General features: G+C 70.2%; 15 protein-coding genes. 8 read left to right on the forward strand and 7 right to left on the reverse strand.

The window, feature by feature from the left end:
- The first annotated feature begins 52 nt into the window (after positions 1-52).
- The 5 genes from ABD716_RS04590 to ABD716_RS04610 all read left to right on the forward strand — a co-directional run bounded on the left by ABD716_RS04590 (position 53) and on the right by ABD716_RS04610 (position 5,399).
- The gene (locus ABD716_RS04590; RefSeq protein ID WP_344774265.1) at positions 53-1,408 is read left to right on the forward strand and encodes an MFS transporter; all 1,356 of its coding nucleotides are present in this window, start codon (positions 53-55) and stop codon (positions 1,406-1,408) included.
- A 37-nt stretch (positions 1,409-1,445) separates the two neighbouring features.
- Positions 1,446-2,723 carry a Glu/Leu/Phe/Val family dehydrogenase gene (locus ABD716_RS04595; RefSeq protein WP_344774267.1) on the forward strand — a complete coding sequence of 426 codons (1,278 nt, stop codon included), beginning with the start codon at positions 1,446-1,448 and terminating at the stop codon, positions 2,721-2,723.
- A 121-nt stretch (positions 2,724-2,844) separates the two neighbouring features.
- The gene (locus tag ABD716_RS04600; protein ID WP_344774269.1) at positions 2,845-3,270 is read left to right on the forward strand and encodes a MarR family winged helix-turn-helix transcriptional regulator; all 426 of its coding nucleotides are present in this window, start codon (positions 2,845-2,847) and stop codon (positions 3,268-3,270) included.
- Positions 3,271-3,294: 24 nt separating this feature from the next.
- A complete protein-coding gene (locus ABD716_RS04605) occupies positions 3,295-3,864 on the forward strand; it encodes a cysteine hydrolase family protein (protein WP_344774271.1) in 570 nt (189 codons plus the stop codon).
- Between the two features lie 425 nt (positions 3,865-4,289).
- Positions 4,290-5,399, forward strand: coding sequence for an FUSC family protein (locus tag ABD716_RS04610; protein WP_344774273.1), 1,110 nt, complete (start codon positions 4,290-4,292; stop codon positions 5,397-5,399).
- Positions 5,400-5,526: 127 nt separating this feature from the next.
- Here ABD716_RS04610 and ABD716_RS04615 read toward each other — a convergent pair whose 3' ends face one another.
- The 7 genes from ABD716_RS04615 to ABD716_RS04645 all read right to left on the reverse strand — a co-directional run bounded on the left by ABD716_RS04615 (position 5,527) and on the right by ABD716_RS04645 (position 11,177).
- A complete protein-coding gene (locus ABD716_RS04615; RefSeq protein WP_344774275.1) occupies positions 5,527-5,802 on the reverse strand; it encodes a ferredoxin in 276 nt (91 codons plus the stop codon).
- A gap of 24 nt (positions 5,803-5,826) precedes the next feature.
- Positions 5,827-7,080, reverse strand: a complete 1,254-nt coding sequence (locus tag ABD716_RS04620; protein WP_344774277.1) for an NADH-ubiquinone oxidoreductase-F iron-sulfur binding region domain-containing protein — start codon at positions 7,078-7,080, stop codon at positions 5,827-5,829.
- Positions 7,077-7,682: a ferric reductase-like transmembrane domain-containing protein gene (locus ABD716_RS04625; protein ID WP_344774279.1), complete on the reverse strand. Its 606-nt coding sequence runs from the start codon at positions 7,680-7,682 to the stop codon at positions 7,077-7,079. The genes ABD716_RS04620 and ABD716_RS04625 overlap by 4 nt, the downstream gene beginning before the upstream one ends.
- Positions 7,672-8,622 carry an FAD:protein FMN transferase gene (locus ABD716_RS04630; protein ID WP_344774281.1) on the reverse strand — a complete coding sequence of 317 codons (951 nt, stop codon included), beginning with the start codon at positions 8,620-8,622 and terminating at the stop codon, positions 7,672-7,674. The genes ABD716_RS04625 and ABD716_RS04630 overlap by 11 nt, the downstream gene beginning before the upstream one ends.
- Positions 8,619-8,909, reverse strand: a complete 291-nt coding sequence (locus ABD716_RS04635) for a hypothetical protein (protein WP_344774282.1) — start codon at positions 8,907-8,909, stop codon at positions 8,619-8,621. The genes ABD716_RS04630 and ABD716_RS04635 overlap by 4 nt, the downstream gene beginning before the upstream one ends.
- A gap of 292 nt (positions 8,910-9,201) precedes the next feature.
- On the reverse strand, positions 9,202-10,509 hold the full coding sequence (locus ABD716_RS04640) for a sensor histidine kinase (RefSeq protein ID WP_344774284.1): 1,308 nt from the start codon (positions 10,507-10,509) through the stop codon (positions 9,202-9,204).
- Positions 10,506-11,177, reverse strand: coding sequence for a response regulator transcription factor (locus tag ABD716_RS04645; protein WP_344774286.1), 672 nt, complete (start codon positions 11,175-11,177; stop codon positions 10,506-10,508). The genes ABD716_RS04640 and ABD716_RS04645 overlap by 4 nt, the downstream gene beginning before the upstream one ends.
- A gap of 191 nt (positions 11,178-11,368) precedes the next feature.
- Here ABD716_RS04645 and ABD716_RS04650 point away from each other — a divergent pair, with 191 nt between their 5' ends.
- The 3 genes from ABD716_RS04650 to ABD716_RS04660 form a co-directional block, all read left to right on the forward strand.
- The gene (locus ABD716_RS04650; RefSeq protein ID WP_344774288.1) at positions 11,369-12,706 is read left to right on the forward strand and encodes an efflux RND transporter periplasmic adaptor subunit; all 1,338 of its coding nucleotides are present in this window, start codon (positions 11,369-11,371) and stop codon (positions 12,704-12,706) included.
- Position 12,707: 1 nt separating this feature from the next.
- Positions 12,708-13,418 (forward strand): ABC transporter ATP-binding protein, encoded by a 711-nt coding sequence (locus tag ABD716_RS04655; RefSeq protein WP_344774290.1) that lies wholly within the window; start codon positions 12,708-12,710, stop codon positions 13,416-13,418.
- A partial coding sequence (locus ABD716_RS04660; protein WP_344774292.1) for an ABC transporter permease occupies positions 13,415-14,033 on the forward strand: 619 nt, incomplete at its 3' end. The genes ABD716_RS04655 and ABD716_RS04660, both read left to right, overlap by 4 nt.

A 14,033-nucleotide genomic window follows, 5' to 3' on the forward strand; every position in this document is an offset into this window, starting at 1 on the left:
ACCCACCCGCCCACGTGCTTCCGATGGCGTGATCCAGAAAGGAAATCGCACCATGACCAGCATCACCGCACCCTCCGCTGCAACGCCGCGGCGCGGCGCCGCCCGAATCCTGGCTTCCAGCACGATCGGCTCCGTCATCGAGTGGTACGACTACAACATCTACGCCACGAGTGCCGCCGTCGCCTTCCCCGCGGTGTTCTTCCCCCACTCCACACCGTTCGTCGGCGCCATGCAGTCCTTCGCTACCTTCGCCGCCTCTTTCCTCCTCCGCCCCGTCGGGGCGCTGATCTTCGGCCACTTCGGTGACCGCTACGGGCGCAAGACGTCGCTCATCGTGACCATCCTCATGATGGGCATCGCTACCGTCTGCATCGGCCTGATCCCTTCCGCGAACACCATCGGGAACGCAGCCCCGCTGCTGCTCGTGTTCTTCCGCCTCATCCAGGGCATCGCCCTCGGCGGCGAATGGGGCGGCGCAGTCCTCATGACTACCGAGCACGCCGGCTCCGGCCGACGCGGGCTGTGGGGCGCACTGCCGCAGATCGGCAGCCCCGCCGCCAACCTCGCCGCCAGCGGCATGATGGCCCTGGCCGCAGCAGTCAGCGGCAACGCCTTCACTCAGTGGGGATGGCGCATCCCGTTCCTGGCCGGGGTGATCCTGCTCATTGTCGGCCTCATCATGCGGCTGACCGTCGCCGACAGCGCCGCCTTCACGAAGATCAAGGAGCAGGGCCACACCTCGCGCTTCCCGATCGTCTCCCTCGTCCGCCGTGACACCAAGAACCTGCTCCTGGCCACAGGCTCCCGCATCGGCGTCGACGTCGCCTACTACACCTTCGCGACCTACAGCCTCAGCTACCTCACGGCGAACCTGCACTTGGAAACCAACGTCGGGCTCATCGGCCTCGCCGTCGGCGCCGCCTGCGAGGTCGTCATCATCCCCGTCATGGGTGCCCTGTCCGACCGCATCGGACGCAAGAAAGTCTTCCTCGCCGGGCTCGTCGTCTTCGCCGTCTGGTCCTTCTGCTTCTTCCCCCTCGTGAACACCGGCAACCAGGGGCTCGTGATTCTCGCCTTCGCCGTGGCGCTGGGACTCGGACACGCCAGCACCTGGGGGATCATGGGATCCCTCTATCCCGAGCTGTTCCGCACCCAGGAGCGCTACACCGGCGCCTCCTTCAGCTTCCAACTCGCCGGCATCTTCGGCGGGGCCCTCGCCCCGTTCATCGCCACCGCCCTTGTCGCCTCCTCGCTGGGAACCGGCGGGGTCACGATCTACCTCCTGGTCGCCGCCGCGCTCAGCTTCGGATGCTTGCTGGCTCTGCCGGAGACCTTCCGACGCAGCCTGCAAGGGCCTGAGACCACCGCGCTCGAACTCGCCGGCTCCGAGGCCGCCGCCCCCAACTGACCGCAACCGCCCGCTCCGCTGAAAGAGCCGAGACATCATGAGCTTGATCACAGCCGGTGAGACACACCATGCCGCCACCAGCCCCCTGGACGCCGCCCGTCACCAGCTCCGGGAGGCTGCCGAGCACCTGGGGCTTTCCGAGCCCGAGGCCCGCGCCCTCGCGACGCCCCGGCGCGAGCTGACCGTGACCATCCCGCTACGCCGCGACGACGGAAGCCTGGAAAACTTCACCGGCTACCGCGTCCAACACAACCTCTCCCGCGGACCCGCCAAGGGCGGCATCCGCTACAGCCCGATGGTCAACATCGACGAAGTCCGCGCCCTGGCCATGTGGATGACCTGGAAATGCGCCCTCCTCAACGTGCCCTATGGCGGCGCGAAGGGTGGAGTCACCATCGACCCTCGCGCCTACAGCACCGCCGAGCTCGAACGCGTCACCCGGCGATACACCAGCGAGATCTCCCACTTCATCGGCCCCGACCGCGACATCCCTGCTCCCGACATCGGCACGGACGAACAGACCATGGCCTGGATGCTGGACACGTTCTCGGTCGCCGCCGGGCACACCGTCCTCGGCGTCGTCACCGGCAAGCCCCTCGAGCTCGGCGGCTCCCGCGGTCGCGCCTCCGCGACCAGCCACGGCCTTGGCCACATCACCCTCGCCGCCCTCGGCAGCCTCCGGCTCGATACCGCCACCGCGACCGCCGCGATTCAGGGCTTCGGGAAGGTCGGCCGCGACGCCGCCCTCTTCCTCGCCGACGCCGGGCTGAACATCGTCGCGGTCAGCGATCAGTACGGCGCCATCCACAACAACGCCGGCATCGACGTCGCCGCCCTCGCCGCCCACGTCGACGCCACCGGCAGTGTCACCGGATTTCCCGCAGCAGACCCGCTTCCTGCCGAACAGCTCCTCGAACTCGAGGTAACCGTGATTATTCCCGCCGCAGTCGAAGGCGTGCTCACGGCCGAAAACGCACCCCGGGTCCGCGCACCGCTAATCGTAGAAGGCGCCAACGGCCCCACCACTCCAGAAGCCGACGCGATCCTCGAAGCCCGCGGTACCACCGTCGTGCCCGACATCCTCGCAAACGCCGGCGGCGTCCTCGTCTCCTACTTCGAATGGGTGCAGGGCAACCAGGCCTACTGGTGGACTGAAGAGGACGTCGCCCAGCGACTGCGCAGCCAGATGCTTGCGGCATGGAATTACCTCAGCCAACGCAGCAGCCGCGACCACCGCTCACTACGACGCACCGCCACCGCCGTCGCGGTCGAACGCGTCGCGCGCGCTCACCGGTTGCGCGGGCTTTATCCCTAGACCCAGCGCTCGGGAGCAGGGAGATCACGGGGCATCTGCTCGCGGGTTGCGTCCGGCTTCCGTGAGAAAGCCCCTCACCAACGCACGCACCGCCGCTAATATTGCTATGATTAATAGCAATATGAATGAGTCGGAGGTGACGGCGCTGCGCCGTCAGGTCGCTGCGTTCCAGCGCCGTATTCGCTCGGAGATGAGCACCGGGCCCGTGTCCGTGACGGACACGCTGGTTTTGGCGGCGATCAGTCGCGCGGGCGGCGTCAGCACGCCCGTCGAGCTCGCGGGTGCCCTGGCCATGAGCAGCTCGAATGTGGCCGCCTCCTTACGGCTGCTGGAGAGCAAGCAACTGCTGGAGCGGAACCGGCACCCGGATGACGGTCGACGTGTTCTCGTCTCGATCACCGAGGCGGGCGAGGAGTTGGTGAGACAGCATCGCCGCGGCGGCGAGGCATGGCTGCGCCGGACCATCGACGCGGTGCTCACCGACGACGAACAGGCTCTCCTGCGGCAGGCGGGCGAACTGCTGGACCGCATCACCACCCACCAGTGACTTCGCGTCACGGATTGGACAGACATGGCATTGACGACACTCGACCAGAGCCCCGCGCTCGTCGTGATCGATCTTCAGAACGGCACCACCGCGTACCCGACGATCCACCCGGTCTCTGAGGTGATCGAACGCTCGCGGCAGCTCGCGCGTGCCTTCCGCGCCCATGGGCATCCGGTTGTCCTTGTGAACGTGGCCGGGGCGGCGCCAGGCCGTACGGATGCCGGCCGCAACGCCCCGGCGCCGGCACCACGTCCGGCTGACTGGGCGGATCTGGTGGAGGACCTCGACGCGCAGCCGGACGACCTGCTCATCACGAAGAGCAGGTGGGGCGCCTTCCACGACACCTCTCTGGACGAGCAGCTTCAAGCCCGCGGTGTCACCCAGGTGGTCCTCACGGGGCTGGCGACCAGCATGGGCGTCGAGTCGACGGCGCGCTCGGCGCACGAGCACGGCTATCACGTGGTCATCGCCACCGACGCCGTCACCGACGTGGACGCCGAAGCGCATGAGAACAGTCTCCGGCGGATCTTTCCCAAGCTCAGCGAGAGCGCTGCGACGGACGAGCTCCTGGCCGCGCTCGACGCTCGCAGCTGATGACGGTCCGCTTGGCGATCGCCGCTGGACCTTCGAGGCCGGCCGCCCCATCCCGGACGCTGCGCCGATGGGTGCGGCGTGGCACATCGGTCTACCTCGGCCGGGACCCCGATGCGAGGTTCCAGTGGAACATCGCCGCGGCGACCGTCCTCGTCCTGGCCGCACCGCTGACGGCCGGGCTTCTCACGGGCAGGACCGCCGACGGTCTGAACGCCGCACTGGCCGGATGGCTGACGGCGATCGCGGTCCCGCAGCCCGCCCTCGGAGCCCGCTTCCGGCAGTACCTCATCCGAGTCGTCCTTCTGGAGGGGTGCACCGCCATCGGAATCGCGACCGGAGGGCATCTCTGGGCTGTGCTTCTCAGCTCCGCCGTGCTCGCTCTGTGCATCCCTGTCCGGAACTTCGCCGCCACGCCCCTGATCTGCTTGATCATCGCCGTTCCCGGAGCGGGAAGCGCGGGGCCGGCCACCGGATCGGCAGGCGAACACCTCACGGTGTTCGCCATCGGCTGCGTCTGGGCGGCCCTGGTCATGCTCATGCCGGTGTTCGGCGGCCGTTACCAGGCGGCCACCACCGCTCAGGCCGGCGATCGCGGCTTCCGCCCGACGCTCGCCTGGCTGCGTCCCCCGACGCCGAAAGTGCGCTTCGCGGTCCGCCTGTGCGTCTGCTTCCTGATCGCCTACACGGCGATGGACCTGCTGAACGTTCCGCACGCATCCTGGGCACTCGTCGGAATCCTCACGACCTTACGGCCGGCATGGGGCGACACCGTCAGCCGGATCGTCAAGCGGCTCGTTGGCATGGCCGTCGGCTGCGTCCTCGCTGGGGCACTGCTGCTGGCAACCCGGGGCGCCCCGGAAGCGGTCGTCTTCGCCATCATCGTCGTCTGCGGGGCGCTCGCCCGCCCCATGCGCGGCTTCAACTACGGCTACTGGCCGATCTTCGCCTCACCCGTCCTCCTCCTCATGATCGAGCAGGGGACGGCGCTGGGGCCCGCGGACGTCGCGCTCCGCGTCGTCAACAACGCCCTCGGCGCAGCACTCGCGCTGGCCGCGATCTTCCTCATCTGGCCCAGCCGCGCAGACAGCCGCATCACCGGGGCGCTCACCGAGGTGCTCCGAGCCCACGCGACTCTCTTCGCCGCATCTGCCGGCCCCGGTACGCCTTCGGCAGCGACCGGCGGCGCGCTCGAACGGGCGCTGGCATCGCAACGGCACGTCGAGAGCCTGGCCGGCCACCTCGGGGACCGCCCCGGCAGGTCTGCCATCGTCCGAGAGCTTCTCCGGATCCACCACATGTCGGACCAACTGCGCGAACGCGCACTCGAACCGCTCGGCGACCCTGCCGATGAAAAACGAAGGAGGGTCATCGCGCACCGCCTGAGCGCTCACGCCGACCACCTCGAGTCCGGTGAGCCGAAGACCGTCTCCGGACCGCAGAACGAGATCGAGCGCTCCCTGGCTGAGACCAGCGCCGTCCTCATCGACATCACCGGAGACGCCGAGGGCCCTCGTGCGACGCCCCGTAGCGTCTAGCTCGACGAGACGGCGAAGGACCCCCGCCTCCTGGCGGGGGTCCTTCATGATGGCTTACTCGATATTCAGTTATGGGCTGGAAAAGGTCCTGTCGTCGACTCCTCTCGTCGCGGTCGGGGCGCACTTGTCAGCGCGCACGGGGGTCGGTGAGTCTCAGCGCGAGCACGGGGCAGAGGGCCGCGGCGTCGCGCGCGGCCGCCTCCGACTCGGCGGGGACGGGGATGTCGCGGCCGCGGTGCCGCTCGGAGGCGAGGGGGTAACCCCACTCGTCGCGCCCGAGCAGTTCCGGCAGGAGTTCCGAGCACAGGCCGCGGCCGTCGCAGCGCGTCCAATCGATGTGCAGGGCGACGGCCGGCGCCGGGTCCGGCCGCGGCGGCCGGCCGTTCGAAATCGTCTGGTTCATCGGAATGCGTCCTTCTGAGTCAATTCAGTGCGCGGCGCGCAGACAGCGGCCGTTCCTGTGCTGCTCGATGTCGGCGGCGAAGACGCGCAGGGCGCTGCGGCTGAGCCGCGCTGTCCCGTCGGGATGCGCGCAGGCTCCCCGCCCGTCGACGGCGTCGGCCAGCGTCCAGGCGCGGTGGGGCGCCTCGCCCGGAGCCGCGCCCGGCACGGCGCCCGCCGCGAGGTCACGCCAGCTCGCCGCGAGCGCGGGCAGGCCGAAGAGGCACGGTCCGCACTGGCGTGCGGACTGCCCGGCGAGATAGTCGATGATCTCGGCCGTCGTCTGCACGGCACAGCGGGTCCGGTCGAGCGCCAGCAGGATGCCGGCACCGGGGTGCGCGCCGTACGGGGTGAGAGCCTCGGGCGAGAGCGCGGTGCCCAGCTGATCAGCGGTGAGCCATGCGCCGTGGTACCCGCCGACCAGCACGGCCGAGATCCGGCTGGGGTCTGCGCCCGCCGCCTCGAGAACGGCGTCGATGCGGGCGCCACCGTGCACCTCGAGCACCTGCGCGCGCGGCACATCACCGGCGACGGTGACGAGGCGCGTGCCTGGGTCTGCCGCCGTGCCCGCCGCGCGGAACCAGTCGGCTCCGTAGCGGGCGATGAGCCCGATATGGGCGAGCGTCTCGACGTTGTGCAGCAGCGTGGGACGCCCGCGCAGCCCGGACTCGCTGAGACGTCCGACTGGGTCGCGCGGCAGCGGCCGCCCCGTCGCGATCGCGTTCACGACGGCGCTCGCCTGACCGGAGAGGAAGGTGTCGGCGGCGGCGGTGACACGGATGCCCGCGCCATCCGCGCGCTCGGCCACTGCGCCGTGAATCGCCGAGAGCCCCGGCTCGCCCGCGTACAGATAGAGCTCGCTCGCCCCCACCGCTGCGGCTGCGGCGAGCAGGCCGTCGATGACGAGGTGGGGCGCGTTCCTGAGCAGCGTCTCGTCCTTGCGGCTGAAGGGCTCGCCTTCCGCGCCATTGCCGATCACGACACGGCGTGCCCGCGGCGAGGAATCCCGCGCATCCGCCGTTGCCGCGCACTTGCGCCATGCGGCGAATCCAGCGCCACCGCGGCCGGTGAGCCCGGAGGCCTCCAGCTCGGCGAGCAGTCGTGGCGCGGCAGCCGCCGGATCGAACGCCCCGAAACGGGCGAGGTGCCGTGCGAAGTCGGCGTCGGGGCCCGCCGCGAGCAGCCGGGAGACGATGACGCGGGTTTCCGGCTCGCGGGCGGCCGTGGTCTCGATGGTCATGATGCCCTCCAGATCTGCGGTTCGGCGAGTGCGGTCGGTCGCATCGCAGCCGCAGGGGCAGAGCGCCGCGGCGCCTCCTGGAAGCGCGAGGAGAGGCGCCACAGCACCGCGCAGATGACGAGGAGCGTGGCGGCTGCCGCGCCGGCGAGGAACCAGGCATCCGCCCCGTTCGTGCCCTCGAAGACGCCGTGCAGCATCGCTACCGGCCACATCGCATAAGCCAGCCAGTGCACGGCCTTGAAGGCCCGCACCCCGATCACCCGGCGTGCCAGGGCGGTCACGACGATCGCGATCAGCAGGTCGAGTGCGAGCGTGCCCATGCCGAGCCAGAACGGGTTGTCCGTGCCGAGGAACGGCACGACGACATCCGTCGGCGTCAGCTTCGCGAACGGATCGAGCAGCAGGGTGCCGATGTGCAGCGCCAGGAAGGCCACGGCGAGCAGCGAGGCGTTGCGGTGGATGAGGGAGAGCGCGAAGCGGGGGATGCCGGGCAGGGCGCGCCCCGAGCGGGTGAGGATCCCCGCGACGAGCGAGACGGTCAGCAGCACCAGGTCGGCGATGCCGCTGCCGCGCCCGAAGGCCCACATGACGTCATCGAACATGACCGGCCTCCTCAACGGTGCGTGCGGCCCGCGGCCACCCGCCGATGGCGTGGACGCGCCCGGCCCTGCTGACGAGGCGCGCGGCATAGCCGAGGCTGTTGATCCACTCGATGGCGCGGGGCCCGCGCACGATGGCGGCCGTCGAGACCGCGTTCGCATTCAGGCAGCTGTCGGCGACCACGGTCACGCTGCGCCAGGTTTCCGGCGCGGGCAGCCCGCTGCGCGGATCGAGGATGTGGTGCATCGGCCGTCCGGCCGCCGTCCAGCGCCGCCGCTGCGTGCTCGAGGTGGCGATCGCCCAGCCGGGGCTGAGCGAGACCTGCTGCGCGGGGTCGCCCGGCACGTCGCACACGTCGATCTGCCAGGGGCCGTCGGGGCCCGGTCCTGCGGTGGCGATGTCGCCGCCGAGCCCGACCAGCACGCCGCAGCCGAGCTCGCGGCTGATCAGCGCCGCGGCGTGATCCGCCGCCACCGCCTTCGCGGTCGCGCCGAGGTCGAGGGCAAGATCGTCGGGCACGGTCAGCGTCGTGCCGTCGAGGCGAACGCGTCGCCACTGCTCGCCGTGCGGCGGAAGCGGGTGGGCGGAGACGGAGAAGTCCGCGCGCGCCCTGACCTCGGCCAGGTCGCGGTCGTAGCCGAGCTGCGCCAGCCGGTTGCCGAGCGTCGGGTCGACGCTTCCCCTGGTGCGCTCCGCCACCCGCAGCGCGGCGTCGACGAGTCGCGCGAGCAGCGGCGAGACGGCGACACCCCCGCTCGCCCGCCCGGTCAGCAGGCTGAGCTCGGAGTCGGGGCGGAAGCGGCTCGCCGCCCGCTCGACCTCGAGAAGAGAGGAGTCGAGGATGCCGCGGGCGGCGGTGAGCTGTGCGGAATCCGTCACCGTCAGCACGGCATCCGTGCCCCAGACGGTCCAGTCCATGCGCTGTGCGCTCGGCGTGCTCATGAGCCCGACGTGCTTCCGTGCGAGGTGCTGCCGGCGCCTGAGCTGACGCCCGAGGAGTCCTGCGTGGTGGAGGTCGCGGGGCCGTCCGAGGTGTCTGTGCTCGTGTCGCTCGTACCGCTCGTACTGCTCGTACTGCTCGTACTGCTGGTGTCGCTCGAGGTGGAGGACGTGCCCGTCTCCAGGTGGAAGAAGACAAGGCCGAGTGCGGCGGTTGTGCCGAAGGCGACGAGGCCGACTCCGCTGACGATCGCTGCGGCCGCGCGCCTTCCTCGTGTACGGATGTCCATCGGAGTCCCTCTTTCTTCGTGAGGACTCCAGAATCGGCGCGGCTTCTTCCGGCTTTCTTATTCCGACTGTGGGCGGACCCCGCGATTCCTATGACTCGCATAGGTCTCTGCGGACGGCGCATGGCGAGCCAATCGCTCTTCATCAGGCGACAGGAGATGCCGATATGACCGGAGCGGCATGGTGCGCGGCGACAACTGAGGGCGGAATACCGCAGGAATAACGTCGCCTACTGTCGCCTCGCGCCGCTGTCAGAGGGCAACATGGCATCGACTGTCGCCTTCGGCGTGGAGGCTACGACTCAGACGCGAGCGGCAGGCGGACGCGGACGAGCCCACCGTCTCCAGCGGTGTCGACGACGGCGACGCTGCCGTCGTGGCGGTGTGCGACTTCGGCGACGAGCGCCAGCCCCAGCCCGTAGTGGCGCTCGCCGCTGCCGCCGGCCTCGGCCGGCCGCGCGCTCGCGAAGCGCTCGAAGACGCGCTCTGCCGCCCCGGCGGGGAAGCCGGGCCCGTCGTCGCGGACTTCCAGCCAGGCCTCCTTGCCGTGGTTCGACACGGCGATCTTGATGCTGCTGCGAGCGTGGTCGAGCGCGTTGCTCACGAGCGCCAGGGTAAGTCGCGCCAGCGACACCCGCACGCCCGAGACCGTTACCCCGACATCCCCCGTGCGCTCGATGACGATGCCCCGCTCACCGGCCTCGGCGCGGGCGCCCGCGGCCACCTCGTCCGCCACGAGGGCGAGGTCGAGCGTGATGCGCTCGGCGTCCTGGCGCGGATCGGCGGAGATCAGGAGGTCCTCGAGGATGCCGGTGAGCGACTTCGCGTCGGAGACGATCTCGTCGAGCCCTTCTCGCACGGTGTCGGGCGCACGCACCGACGAACCCGCCGGCTGCTCGCCATGCGGCGCGGCGCCGAGGGAACGCTGCAGGATCTGCGCGCGGGTGCTGAGCAGCGTCAGGGGGGTCCGCAGCTCGTGGCCGGCGTCCGCGACGAAGCGGCGCTGCAGTGCGAGCGCCTCCGCGAGGGGCCGCATCGCCCGGCGCGACATCCACCACGCGGCCAGCACGGCGCCGGCGATCGCGGGGACCCCGGCCAGCGCCAGGGCGATGATGACCCGGCGCACCTCGGCCTGGCTCTCGCTCAGGTCCACCGCGACCTGAACGGTGCGCCCGGCGGAGGCGGTGGTGCGCACCACGTAGCTGACACCGTCGATGGTCTGGTTCTTCTGCACGGTCGTGTGCGTGCGGGCGACCCGCTCAAGGACCGTCAGGTCCGGAAACCCCGTCGGCGCGTTCGGCGACACGGCGACCTGGTCCTGATCCGCGCCCTGCTCGTCTTGATCCTGCGGCTGCTGATCGGCCGGGGGCGCTGGCTGGCCGGGGCCGCCGAGAATCGCGACATACACACCCGCCGGGGCATCCCGTGGCGAGTCGAGTCGCGCGGCGCTGGCCAGTGACTGCTTCACCGCCTCGTGCTCGCTGGTGGCGACCAGCGTGATGACGACGCCCGCCACGATGAGGAGGAGGGCGACCATCAGCCCGGCGAAGCGGAGGGCGAGGCGTAGCGAGACCGTCCGCAGGCCGCTGGGGTCGGTCTTCATGACAGCGCCCCGAGCGCATAGCCGACGCCGCGCACGGTGAGCACGCAGCCGCGGCCCAGCTTCTTGCGCAGGTGGTGCACGTAGGCGTCGACGACGCCGGTGTCGTCGGCGTCCGCGAAGACAGACTCGAGCAGCTCGTCACGCGTGAAGACCTGGCGCGGGCGGCGCGCGAGCGTCGCAAGTAGGTCGTTCTCGCGCTCGGAGAGCACGACGACCTGCCCTGCGGTGAGCACGGCCTCGTGGCGTTGGGGATGCAGGATGCCGCCGGGGATGGCGAGACCCGTGGTCGCCATCGCGCTCTTGCGCCGCAGCACGCGCAGCCGGGCCAGCAGCTCGTCGACGTCGAAGGGCTTCGGCAGGTAGTCCTCAGCACCGCGGGTCAGCCCCTCGACGCGATCGGCCGGGTTCCCCAGCGCGGAGAGGATCAGCGCGGGCACCGTGTTGCCCTGCGCGCGCAGGCCTTCGATCACGTCGAGACCCTCGCGCGCGGGCAGGCCGCGGTCGAACAGCAGAACATCGAAGCGGCCGGTCATCGCCTCGTGCAGCGCGCGCTGCCCATCGTGGGCGACGACGACCTCGTAGCCGTCCGAGGCCAGCAACTGCTCGAGCATGCCCGCGAGTCGCCGATCGTCCTCGGCGACGAGGATCCGTGCCGGTTCATCAGTCACGCTCGAAGTATAGGAACCGGCGTGACGCCTTCCGGGGTTCCGCAGTCATTCGCAGACCTCTTCTTCCTCGCACGTGAGACCCCTATCGAACGCATAGGAAGTCGAGGCGGTTCGTCCAGCCGGAGTAAGAATCCCGGAAGAACCGCGGTCGATGGTGGACAGTGCTCGACTTCCCCCTCGAAAGGACCGCGATGAAACTGCCCGACCAGGTCGGCCGGATCGTCACCAGCCGCAAGATCGTGATCAGCGCCGCCGCCATCGCGGTGGTGCTGGCCGCATCGGGCGTGTGGTGGTTCGGATTCGCCTCGAAAGCCCATGCCGACTCGGCGACCGCCACGACTCAGAACCTCACGGTCTCGACCCGCACCCTGCAGCAGACCGTCAGCGGCACCGGCACCCTCACGCCGACGGTCGACGAAGAGGTCAGCTTCGCGGCATCCGGCACGGTCACCGCCGTGAAGGTCAAGGAGGGCCAGACGGTCACGAAGGGCCAGGTGCTCGCGACCATCACGACGACGCAGGCCGACGCCGACCTCGCCTCCGCCAAAGCCGCGCTCGCGACCGCGCAGGCCCAGCTCGCCGCGGCGCAGAGCGCGTCGACCGGCTCCGATGAGGATGTCGCCACCATCGCCTCCGACGAGGCGGCGGTGACCGTGGCGCAGGCATCCGTCACCTCCGCTCAGGCGGAAGTCGACGGAACCACGCTCACGGCGCCGGTCGCCGGAGTGGTCGCGGCCGTCGGCGTCGCGGTTGGCGACGAGGTGAGCGGCAGCTCGTCGAGCGGAGGCTCGTCGGGCTCGAGCTCGCCCTCGTCTTCGTCCAGCGGGTCAGGCCAGAGCGCCTCGACGTCGACCGGCTCGGCGTCTTCCTCGTCCTCGTCGTCCTCGTCGTCGTCAACGTCCGGATCGTCCGGTTCGTCGAGCTCCGCGTTCGAGATCACGGGCACGGATTCCTGGACGACGTCGATCGCCGTGAGCGCGACCGCGGTGAAGAACATCAAGGTCGGCGACCAGGTGCAGCTCTCCACCACCGAGAACTCCAGCTTCTTCGGCACCGTCTCGGCGATCGGGCTGCTGCCGTCGACCACCTCGGGCGCCGCGACCTACCCGGTCTCGGTCAAGGTCACCGGCACCCCCGACAACCTCTACGACGGCGTGAGCGTCACCGCCGAGGTGATCTACAAGCAGATCACGGATGCCGTCGCGGTGCCGTCGCTCGCGATCACCACGAAGGGCGGGAAGTCCACGGTGCAGAAGGTCGTCGACGGCAAGACCGTCACGACCACCGTGACCACGGGCCTCTCGGAGGACAACTACACGCAGATCACGAAGGGCCTGTCGTCCGGCGACACCATCCAGCTGAGCATCGCGACGCCGGGTACGGGCGGCTCCCGGAGCGGCTCGGGCAGCTCGGGCGGCAGTGGTTCCGGCGGCGGCCTCGGCGGTCTTGAGGGCACGGGCCCGAGCGGCACGGGCGGCGGCACGGGCGGATTCCCCGCGGGCGGCCCCGGCCAGCAGGGAGGCAACTGACATGGGCGTCCCGACTCCTTCCCGCGGCCCCGTCATCGAGCTGCTGGGCGCCGGCAAGACCTACAAGACCGGCACGATCGAGTTCGAGGCTCTGCGCGGCATCGACCTCGCGATCCGCGAGGGCGAGTACGTCGCCGTCGTGGGCCCGAGCGGCTCCGGCAAGTCCACTGTCATGAACGTTCTCGGATGCCTCGACACCCTCACCCGTGGCAGCTACCGGCTCGCCGGCGATGACGTCGAGCAACTCGACGAGGAGGAACTCGCCGACATCCGCAACAAGCGCATCGGGTTCGTGTTCCAGCAGTTCCACCTGCTGCCGAGCCTGTCGGCCTGGCGCAACGTGGAGCTGCCGCTCATCTACGCGGGTGTCCCGCGAGAGGAGCGCCGGCAGCGCGCCGTCGCCGCCCTCGGGCGGGTCGGCCTCGGCGACCGCGTCAACAACAAGCCGGGCCAGCTCTCCGGCGGGCAACAGCAGCGCGTCGCTGTGGCGCGCGCCCTCGTCACAGAGCCGACCATGATTCTCGCCGACGAGCCGACGGGAAACCTCGACTCGGTCTCGACTGCGGACGTGCTGGCGCTGTTCGACCAGCTGCACGCGGCGGGCCGCACCATCGTCCTCATCACCCACGAGAACGAGGTCGCCCAGCGCGCCCGCCGGGTCGTGCACGTGCGCGACGGCCTGATCACGGCTGAGGAGCTGACGGCGGCATGAACTGGCAGGAGACCCTGCGAACCAGCTGGTTCGCCATCAACGCGCATCGAATGCGCTCCATCCTGACCGTCGTCGGCATCCTGATCGGCATTGCCGCCGTGATCCTGACGGTCGGGCTCGGCCTCGGCACTCAGAAGGACGTGTCCAGCCAGATCTCCTCGCTCGGCTCGAATCTGCTGATCGTCTCGCCCGGGTCGACGACCTCGTCGACCGGTGTGCGCGGCGGCTTCGGCACCGGCTCGACGCTCACCCTCGCCGACGCGAACGCGCTGGCCGAGAAGTCGAACGCGCCCGACATCAGGGCGGTCGATGCCGAGAAGTCGAGCTCCGAGGAGCTCACCGCCGGATCGACCAACTGGACGACCACGGTAGACGGCGTCACACCGTCGTATAAGTCGGTGCGCAGCCGCACCCTGGAATCCGGCTCGTTCATCACGCAGGCGCAGGTGAATGCGAACGCGGCCGTCGTCGTGCTCGGCAGCGAGACCGCCGACGAGCTGTTCGGCTCGACCAGTGTCGTCGGTCAGTCGGTGACCATCGACTCGCAGAGCTTCGAGGTCGTCGGCGTGCTCGCCTCGTCCGGTTCGAACTCGACCAGCAACCTCGACGACACCG

The sequence above is a fragment of the Gryllotalpicola kribbensis genome, from assembly GCF_039538245.1.
Taxonomy (GTDB): domain Bacteria; phylum Actinomycetota; class Actinomycetes; order Actinomycetales; family Microbacteriaceae; genus Gryllotalpicola; species Gryllotalpicola kribbensis.

Excerpts from the sequence above, each read along its gene's own strand:
- ABD716_RS04615 (WP_344774275.1), bottom strand. The coding sequence starts at position 5,802 with ATGAACCAGACGATTTCGAACGGCCGGCCGCCGCGGCCGGACCCGGCG.
- ABD716_RS04640 (WP_344774284.1), bottom strand. The coding sequence starts at position 10,509 with ATGAAGACCGACCCCAGCGGCCTGCGGACGGTCTCGCTACGCCTCGCC.
- ABD716_RS04600 (WP_344774269.1), top strand. The coding sequence starts at position 2,845 with ATGAATGAGTCGGAGGTGACGGCGCTGCGCCGTCAGGTCGCTGCGTTC.
- ABD716_RS04605 (WP_344774271.1), top strand. The coding sequence starts at position 3,295 with ATGGCATTGACGACACTCGACCAGAGCCCCGCGCTCGTCGTGATCGAT.
- ABD716_RS04655 (WP_344774290.1), top strand. The coding sequence starts at position 12,708 with ATGGGCGTCCCGACTCCTTCCCGCGGCCCCGTCATCGAGCTGCTGGGC.
- ABD716_RS04650 (WP_344774288.1), top strand. The coding sequence starts at position 11,369 with ATGAAACTGCCCGACCAGGTCGGCCGGATCGTCACCAGCCGCAAGATC.
- ABD716_RS04590 (WP_344774265.1), top strand. The coding sequence starts at position 53 with ATGACCAGCATCACCGCACCCTCCGCTGCAACGCCGCGGCGCGGCGCC.
- ABD716_RS04635 (WP_344774282.1), bottom strand. The coding sequence starts at position 8,909 with ATGGACATCCGTACACGAGGAAGGCGCGCGGCCGCAGCGATCGTCAGC.
- ABD716_RS04620 (WP_344774277.1), bottom strand. The coding sequence starts at position 7,080 with ATGACCATCGAGACCACGGCCGCCCGCGAGCCGGAAACCCGCGTCATC.
- ABD716_RS04595 (WP_344774267.1), top strand. The coding sequence starts at position 1,446 with ATGAGCTTGATCACAGCCGGTGAGACACACCATGCCGCCACCAGCCCC.
- ABD716_RS04630 (WP_344774281.1), bottom strand. The coding sequence starts at position 8,622 with ATGAGCACGCCGAGCGCACAGCGCATGGACTGGACCGTCTGGGGCACG.
- ABD716_RS04625 (WP_344774279.1), bottom strand. The coding sequence starts at position 7,682 with ATGTTCGATGACGTCATGTGGGCCTTCGGGCGCGGCAGCGGCATCGCC.